The sequence below is a fragment of the Azospirillum sp. B4 genome (assembly GCF_000333275.1).
GTDB lineage: Bacteria > Pseudomonadota > Alphaproteobacteria > Azospirillales > Azospirillaceae > Nitrospirillum.
This window is the reverse complement of the sequence record NZ_BACU01000379.1, coordinates 1-9039: the sequence shown is the minus strand read 5'-3', so window position 1 is coordinate 9039 and position 9039 is coordinate 1. Positions and strand designations below refer to the sequence as shown.

5 protein-coding genes are annotated in these 9039 nt (G+C 66.7%); all 5 read left to right on the top strand.

What is annotated here, in order from left to right; translation table 11 throughout:
- The first annotated feature begins 36 nt into the window (after positions 1-36).
- A complete protein-coding gene (locus I55_RS16910) occupies positions 37-1608 on the top strand; it encodes a S10 family peptidase (protein ID WP_044561755.1) in 1572 nt (523 codons plus the stop codon).
- A gap of 198 nt (positions 1609-1806) precedes the next feature.
- Complete coding sequence (locus I55_RS16905; protein ID WP_044561754.1) at positions 1807-3390, top strand: S10 family peptidase; 1584 nt, start codon at positions 1807-1809, stop codon at positions 3388-3390.
- A gap of 141 nt (positions 3391-3531) precedes the next feature.
- A complete protein-coding gene (locus tag I55_RS16900) occupies positions 3532-5571 on the top strand; it encodes a S9 family peptidase (protein ID WP_044561753.1) in 2040 nt (679 codons plus the stop codon).
- Between the two features lie 34 nt (positions 5572-5605).
- Positions 5606-6571, top strand: coding sequence for a hypothetical protein (locus I55_RS16895; protein ID WP_148293790.1), 966 nt, complete (start codon positions 5606-5608; stop codon positions 6569-6571).
- Positions 6572-6813: 242 nt separating this feature from the next.
- Positions 6814-8931 carry a TonB-dependent siderophore receptor gene (locus tag I55_RS16890; RefSeq protein ID WP_252181184.1) on the top strand — a complete coding sequence of 706 codons (2118 nt, stop codon included), beginning with the start codon at positions 6814-6816 and terminating at the stop codon, positions 8929-8931.
- Positions 8932-9039: the final 108 nt, after the last annotated feature.

Below are 9039 nucleotides of genomic sequence, written 5' to 3'. Positions count from 1 at the left end.
TTTATTGGATATAAAATCCCGATAAGGAGCAGGGGCATGAAGAAGATGGCAGTGGCGGCAGTGACGGCCGTGGTGTTGACCTCGGTGGCCGCGGCCGGATGGGCGGCGGACGAGAAGAAGGAAAAGGGCGAAGGCGGCGGCCGCAAGGCCGACAAGGTGGCGGAACAGATCGAAGAGGCCACGGCCCGCGCCCCCGTCGCGGAAACGGCCAAGACCAGCGCCCACAGCGTCACCATCCACGGCAAGACCATCAAATACCAGGCGACGGCCGGCACCCTGACCATCCGCGACAATGACGGCAAGCCCACCGCGAGCGTCTTCTACGTCGCCTACACCGCCGACGGCGTGCCGGCCGCCAAGCGGCCGGTGACCTTCCTCTACAACGGCGGCCCGGGGTCGGCCAGCCTGTGGCTGCATATGGGCCTGGGGCCCCTGCGTGTGCGTACCAACAGCCCGGACACCACACCGCCGGCGCCCTACACCTACGCCGCCAACGATGAAAGCATCCTGGACAAGACCGACCTGGTCTTCATCGACGCGGTGGAGACGGGCTATTCCCGCGTGCTGGGCGACGCCAAGGGCAAGGACTTCTGGGGCGTGGACCAGGACATCGACGCCTTCGCCCGCGCCATCAACCGCTATGTCACCATCAACAACCGCTGGAATTCGCCCAAATTCCTGTTCGGCGAATCCTACGGCACCACCCGCTCGGCGGCCTTGTCCAACCGGCTGCAGCAGGACGGCATGGACCTGAACGGCGTCATCCTGCTGTCGTCCATCCTGAACTACGGCATCCGCCAGCCCGGCTTCGACAACATCTTCGTCTCCTACCTGCCCAGCTACGCTGCCACCGCCTGGTACCACAACCGCATCGCCAACAAGCCCGCCGACCTGGCGGCCTTCCTGCAACAGGTCCGGGCCTGGGCGCGCGGCCCCTATACCGTGGCGCTGGCCAAGGGCCAGGACATCACGCCGGAGGAGGAGGACGCGGTGGCCAAGCAGCTGGCGGCCTACACCGGCCTGTCGGTGGAGTACGTGAAGCAGGCCAAGCTGCGGGTGAACCTGCAGCGCTTCCGCAAGGAACTGCTGCGCGACCAGGGCAAGACGGTGGGCCGTTTCGACAGCCGCTATCTGGGCATCGACACCGATTCCGCCGGCGAAGGGCCGGAGTACGACCCCTCCTCCAGCGCCATCACCAGCGCCTACATCTCCAGCCAGCGGGCCTACCTGGCCGGCGACCTGGGCTACAGGACTGACCTCGATTACCGTCGCAGCGCCGACGGCGCCATCGGGCAGTGGGACTGGCATCACAAGATCGGCGGCCGCCGCATGGAATCGCCGGACGTGGCGCTGGACCTGGCGGAAGCCATGCGCCAGAACCCGCACCTGCAGCTGCTGTCGCTGAACGGCTGGTACGACATGGCGACACCGTTCTTCGGCACGGAATACGACATCGGCCACATGCAGCTGGACGCCGCCCAGCGCAAGAACGTCACCTTCAAGTATTACCCGTCGGGCCACATGGTCTACCTGAACCCCGACGCCCTGAAGCAGATGGTGGCCGACCTGGACGCCTTCTACGACAAGGCCACGGCGCCCGCGCCGTAAGTCGCTCTGGTTCAGGCGTGTCTTCCGGCCCACCGGCTTCGGCGTCGCGGGCCGGAAGGCCCGCCCTGATCGGCGTGGTCGCGCCGATCTGCGACAAAAAGGCGTGGATAGGAAAAATCGAGACTGAAACGACAGTGTTATAATATTACATTCCCTATTGCCGAGCCTCCGGATGCCCGGTTCAACAAGGAGTAGGGAATGCGTAGAACGGTTGTGGCCGCGTTGACGGCGGCGCTGCTGACCTCCGTCGCCATCGGCGGCTGGGCGAGTGGGGCGGAGGACAAGAAGGGCAAGGGCGACGACGACGCGCCCAGGAACGAGAAGGTGGCGGACCAGATCGAGGCGGCCACCGCCCGCGCCCCGGTGACGGAGACGGCCAAGACCACGTCCCACACCGTCACCATCAAGGGCAAGAGCATCCGTTATCAGGCGACCGCCGGCACCCTGACCATCCGCGACAATGACGGCAAGCCCACGGCCAGCGTGTTCTACGTCGCCTACACGGCGGAGGGCGCGCCGGCGGCCAAGCGGCCGGTGACCTTCCTCTACAACGGTGGCCCGGGATCGGCCAGCCTGTGGCTGCACATGGGGTCGTTCGGGCCCATCCGCGTGCGCACCGCCAGCCCCGACAACAACGCCCCGGCGCCCTACAACTTCAGCGCCAACGACGACAGCCTGCTGGACAAGACCGACCTGGTCTTCATCGACGCCATCGGCACCGGCTATTCCCGCCCCCTGGGCGACGCCAAGGGCAAGGATTTCTGGGGCGTGGACCAGGACGTCGACGCCTTCGCCCGCGCCATCAGCCGCTATGTCACCCTGAACGGCCGCTGGAATTCGCCTAAGTTCCTGTTCGGCGAGTCCTACGGCACCACGCGGTCGGCGGCGTTGTCCGCCCGCCTGCAGGCCGACGGCATGGATTTGAACGGCGTCATCCTGCTGTCGTCCATCCTGAACTACGGCATCCTGCAGCCGGGCTATGACGAGGGCTACATCGGCTTTCTGCCCAGCTACGCCGCCACCGCCTGGTATCACAACCGCATCGCCAACAAGCCCGCCGACCTGGCGGCCTTCGTCCAGCAGGCGCGCGTCTTCGCCCGGGGGCCCTACGCGGCGGCGCTGGCCAAGGGCCAGACGATCACGCCGGAGGAGGAGGACGCGGTGGCCAAGCAGCTGTCCGCCTTCACCGGCCTGTCGGTTGACTACCTGAAGCGCACCAAGCTGCGCATCGACCTGTTCCGCTTCCAGAAGGAGCTGCTGCGCGACAAGCGGCAGACGGTGGGCCGCTTCGACAGCCGCTTCCTGGGTGTGGACACCGACGCCGCCGGTGAGGGGCCGGAATACGACCCGTCCGACAGCGCCATCAACAGCGCCTTCATCTCCAGCCTCCGCGCCTATGTCGGCGGCGACCTGGGCTACAAGACCGACCTGGAATACCGTCCCGGCTCCGACGACGCCAACGAGCAGTGGGACTGGCACCACAAGGTGCCGACCGTGGGCAAGCTGGAGGTGCCGGACGTGGCCCTGGACCTCAGCGCCGCCATGCGCCAGAACCCGCGCCTGCAGGTGCTGTCGCTGAATGGCTATTATGACATGGCGACACCGTTCTTCGCCACGGAGTACGACATCAACCATATGGAGCTGGAACCGGCGCAGCGTAAGAACATCACGTTCATGTACTACCCGTCCGGCCACATGATCTACCTGAACCCCGACGCGCTGAAGCAGTTGGTCGTCGACCTCGACGCCTTCTACGACAAGGCGGCACCGGGCGGGGCCTGACGGGAGGGGAAGCGGCCCGCCCGGCCCGAGGCGAACCGGTACTTGCCGGACGGGCGGGCCGCCCCCATCTTCGATCGATCCGCCGCCGGCCCCAAACCAGGCGCCGGCGGCCAACAATGTGCATGCGGACGGGGAAAACTGATGAAGCGTATCGCCCTGGCCTTGGGCCTGATGCTGGCGTCCACCACCACCTTGACCGCCGTGGCGGCCCCACCGCCGCCCGCCACCAGCCCGACGGCCCCGTTGATCGAACGCGCCAAGTTCTTCGGCAACCCCAGCCGCACCCAGGGCAAGCTGAGCCCGGACGGCAAGTGGCTGTCGTGGATCGCGCCGCGCGACGGCGTGCTGAACGTCTGGGTGGCGCCGGCCAGCGACCCGACCCAGGCCAAGGCCCTGACGGCGGAGAAGGCCCGCCCCATCCGCCAGCACTTCTGGTCCCCCGACAGCAAGATGATCCTGTTCATCAACGACAAGGGCGGCGATGAGAATTTCGTGCTGTACGGCGTCACCGTCGCCACCGGCGCCCAGCGCACCCTGACGCCGCAGGAAAAGACGCGGGTGGACATCGTCGGCACCAGCCACCGCATCAAGGACCGCATCCTGGTGGGGCTGAACAACCGCGACCCCAAGTGGTTCGACGTCTACAGCCTGGACCTGGCCAAGGGCGCCCTGACGCTGGTGTTCAAGAACGAGGGCTATGCCGGATTCACCGCGGATGAGGATCTCAAGCTTCGGCTGGCGGGCAAATCCCGACCCGATGGCGGAACCGACTTCTTCCGCGTCGTGGACAACAAGGTGGAGGCCAAGCCGCTGGGCGGCGTCGGCCTGGACGACAGCCTGACCACCAACCCCATGGGCTACACCGAGGACGGCAAGACCCTGTACTGGATCGACAGCCGGGGCCGCGACACCGCCGCCCTGATCGCCCAGGACGCCGCCACCGGCGCCACCACCGTGGTGGGCCAGAACGCCAAGGCCGACGTGGGTGACATCCTGGCCGACCCCAAGACCGGCGTGGTCCAGGCCTATGCCGTCGACTACCTGCGCACCGAGTGGACGGCCCTGGATCCCAAGATTGGTGCCGAGCTGGATTTCCTGAAAGCCCAGCTGAAGGGCGACATCCACGTCACCAGCCGCACCGACGACGACAGCGCCTGGATCGTGGTGGTGGACCCGGTGACGGCGCCGGCCGCCACCTACCGCTTCGACCGCAAGGCCCGCAGCCTGACCAAGCTGTTCGTCAACAGGCCGGAGCTGGAGGGGGCGGAGCTTGCCGCCATGCACCCGGTGGAGATCAAAGCGCGCGACGGGCTGACCCTGGTCTCCTACCTCACCCTGCCGGCGGGCACCGACGGCAAGGGCGACGGCCACCCAGACCAGCCCCTGCCCATGGTGCTGTTCGTCCACGGCGGGCCCTGGGCGCGCGATAGCTACGGCTACAGCGGCTACCACCAATGGCTGGCCAACCGCGGTTATGCCGTGCTGTCGGTCAACTATCGCGGCTCCACCGGCTTCGGGAAGAGCTTCATCACCGCCGGCAACCTGCAATGGGGGCGGAAAATGCATGACGACCTGATCGACGCCGTCGACTGGGCCGTCAAGTCGGGCGTCACCACCAAGGACAAGGTGGCCATCATGGGCGGGTCCTACGGCGGCTATGCCACCCTGGCGGGCGTCACCTTCACCCCCGACACCTTCGCCTGCGGTGTGGACATCGTCGGTCCCAGCAACCTGTCGACCCTGCTGAAGACCATTCCGCCCTATTGGGAGGCGGGCAAGCAGCAGTTCTACAAGCGCATGGGCGACCCAACGACGGAGGAGGGGCGCACGCTGCTGCACAACGCCTCCCCCCTGTTCAAGGCGGGCGACATCAAAAAGCCGCTGCTGATCGGCCAAGGCGCCAACGACCCCCGGGTCAACCAGGCGGAATCCGACCAGATCGTGACGGCGATGAAGGAGAAGAACATCCCCGTCACCTACATCCTGTTTCCCGATGAGGGCCACGGCTTCGCCCGGCCGGAGAACAGCATCGCCTTCAACGCCGCCGCCGAGCAGTTCCTGGGCGCCTGCCTGGGCGGCCGGGCGGAACCGTTCGGCACCGCCTTCAAGGGTTCCAGCATCACCGTGCCCGACGGCGCCAAGTTCACGCCGGGGTTGGAGGCGGCGCTGGCGGCGAAGTAAATTAAGGCTGAGCAAGGTCACGACGGGGATGGCGATGGTCCGCTGGTTCACAACCTGGATGGCGGCCATCGCCTTGGTCGCGGCCCAGACGGCATCGGCCCAGACGGCACCGGGGACGGCCCAGACGGCCGCCAGCGCCGACGATCCGGCCAGCACCTTCACCGTCACCGGCAACCGCTTCACGGCGGAAACGTTGACCCGGGCGGCGGAAGGTTTCGTCCAGGATCATGGCAAGGCCAGCCCCCGCCTGAACCAGCTGACCCGGTGGCAGGCCGCCGTGTGCCCCGAGGTCATGAACGTGCCCAAGGACGTGGCCTCGTTCCTGACCACCCGCATCAAGACCATCGCCGCCCAGGTGGGGGCGCCGACGCGGGAGAACTGCAAGCGCGACATCGAGATCATCTTCACCGACGCGCCCCAGGCGCTCATGGACGCCGTGGCCGACAAGCGGCCCTTCCTGCTGGGCTATCACTTCGTCAGCCAGACCGCCAAGCTGAGCCGGGTGACCCAGGCCATCCAGGCCTGGTACGTGACCGCCGTGCGCGACGGCGCCGTCACCGTGGTCGACGACCCCTATTACGTCTCGGGCGCGAACGATCCCCTGAGGGACCAGTTCCACGGCAACGGCGGCAGCCGACTTTCCCACGACATGGCCAGCGTCTTCGACAACATCGTGGTCATCGTCGATACTACCAAGATCGAGGGGGAGACGTTCGGCAGTTTGGCCGACTATCTCACCATGCTGGTCCTGGCCCAGCCAGTGGCCGATGGCCAGTGCAACCCCCTGCCCAGCATCCTGGATCTGTTCGCCGACAGCTGCCCCGACGGGCGGAAGACCCGGGCGCTGAGCCCGGCGGACAAAGCCTATCTGGAAGGGCTGTATGCCGTGAACGCGGACTCGGTCGGGTCCCAGCAGCGCGCCGCCATCACCACCCACATGCTGCAAAGCCTGGCGCCAAGCATCGCCCCAACGGACGGGGCGGCCCCGGCCGCGAAGTAGGACCGGAGACAGCCATACGGCGTCCGCATACACTTATATTCAATCTAAAGACGTCACCGACGCATATCCTTCATTAGCGCAGGCGGGCGCGGTGACGCGTGGGCGCATGGCTGCAATGAGAGGGTTAACAAAGTTACTAAGCGGAAATGTTAGAATCCATGTTGCGACCGTTTCTCATTATCAGTATCAGGAAGGGGTAATCCCATCCCTGAAGTGACGGTAAGACAATGAGAAAGTGCGCCGTGTCGGTGTTCGCCCTATTGGCGGCCCTGCAGTTTTCCGAGGCGCAGGCGGCCGACGCCGTGGACGCATCCGAGGCCACCGACGCCGGCCAGGAAAAGGCGCTGGACGACATCGTCGTCACCGGCGCCCGCGCCCCCTCCTTCCGGGCAGAGGTGGTGCAGGTCGGCGCCTTCCGTAACCAGTCGCTGCTGGACACGCCGCTGACCATCGCCATCGTGCCGCGCGCCCTGCTGGACGCCCAGGGCGCGCAAGGGCTGGAGGAGGCGCTGCGCAACACGCCCGGCGTGACGCAGCAGTCGACCAGCCCGCTGACCAGCAACAACTTCGTTTCGCGCGGCGTGCTGATGAACGCCCGCACCAACTACCGTCTCAACGGGTCGCTGCCCATCATCAACCTGGGCCCCATCCCCATCGAGAACAAGCAGCGCGTGGAATTGCTGAAGGGGGTGTCGGCGCTCTACTACGGCATCAGCACGCCCTCGGGCATCGTCAACGTGGTGACCAAGCGCGCGGGCACCGACCCCGTCACCAGCTTCACCATGAACGGGGACGCCAACGGCAGCTTTGGCAGCGGCTTCGACATCGGGCGGGAGTTCGGCGACCACAACGAGTTTGGCGCCCGCGTCAACGGCTACGCGTCGCGCATCGGTACGCCGGTGAACGACGTCGATGGCCGCCGCTGGCTGATGAGCGGCGCCTTCGACTGGCGCGCGACCGAGCGCCTGACCTTCAAGCTGGACACCGAATACTACCGCCGGGAGATGGATGAGCCGGGCGGCGTCACCCTGCCCAGCGCCGTGGGCGCCAAGAACGGCGTGGGTGGCACCATCACCCTGCCCGCCGTGCCCGATCCCTCAAAGCGCCTGGCGCCGCTGAACGCCCCTTACAACACTTGGGCGACCAACGTGGTGGGCCGCGCCGACTATGCCATCACCGACGACTGGTCGGCCCGCGCGGAGTTCGGCGTCGCCTCCACCCGCCGGCAGCGGACCATCGCCAACCTGGGCTCGGTGAACCTGGCGACCGGCGCCGGCACCATCTCCGGCACCTACACGCCGGACCAGGAATACCGCAACCAGAACCTGCGCCTGGAACTGGCGGGCAAGGTCGACACCGGCCCCATCAACCACGAACTGCTGGTGGGATTCAGCCGCAACCGCCAAACTCAGGAGGACCAGCACCAGCAGTCCTATACCGCAGTGAAGCAGAACCTGTACGATCCCGTCGACATCCCCTACGACAGCCTGAAGTTCACCACCACCAAGCTGAACGCCGGCAGCGTCAACATCGATACCGGCGGCTATATCATGGACATGGCGCATCTGGGCGACAGCTGGCTGCTGATCGCCGGCGCCCGCTACGTCGACTATGACACGTCATCGGCGGCGAAGAACTTCGCCGTCACCACCGTCACGCCGACCGCCGGCCTGGTCTACAAGCTGACGCCCAAGTCCAGCCTGTACGCGACCTACATCGAGGGGCTGGAGAGTGCGGGCACCGCCCCCGACGGCACCACCAACGCCGGCAGCATCCTGGACCCCGTGGTCAGCAAGCAGGTCGAAGTGGGCGGCCGTATGGAGGTGGCGGGCGCCATGGTGTCGCTGGCCTGGTTCCACATCGACCGGGGCCTGGCCTACACCGACAGCAGCAACACCTACGTCGTCAACGGCCGCGCCATCCACAAGGGTGTCGAGGCCTCCCTCCAAGGGGACATCCTGCCCGACGTCTCGGTCATGCTGAGTGGCCAGTTCCTGGACGCGGTGCAGGAGAACACGGGCATCGCCGCGCAGGACGGCAAGCGGGTGGAGAACACGCCGCGCTGGTCGGGCTCCGTCTTCGCCGAATACCACCCGGACTTCCTGGGCGGCGTGGCGCTGAACGCCGGTGTCTATTATACCGGCGACCGCGCGGCGGAGGCGCAGAACCGCGCCTATCTGCCCGCTTACACCACGCTCAGCCTGGGCGCCAGCTACAAGACCGTGGTGCGGGGAAGTGGCCTGACCCTGCGCGTCAACGCCGACAACGTGACCAACGAGCGCTATTGGGCCACCGGCGGCAGTACGCTCTACGCCGGCATGCCGGCGACGGTGCGCTTCTCGGCCACGCTGGACCTGTAAGCCCCCCCGCGTTGAAAGTCGTCATCGCTCACTGATAGTGTTCGATCCGGCCACCCCCTGCCGGATCGAGCGCCGCCGCCATGCCCTTCTACCAGTCCATGAAGACGG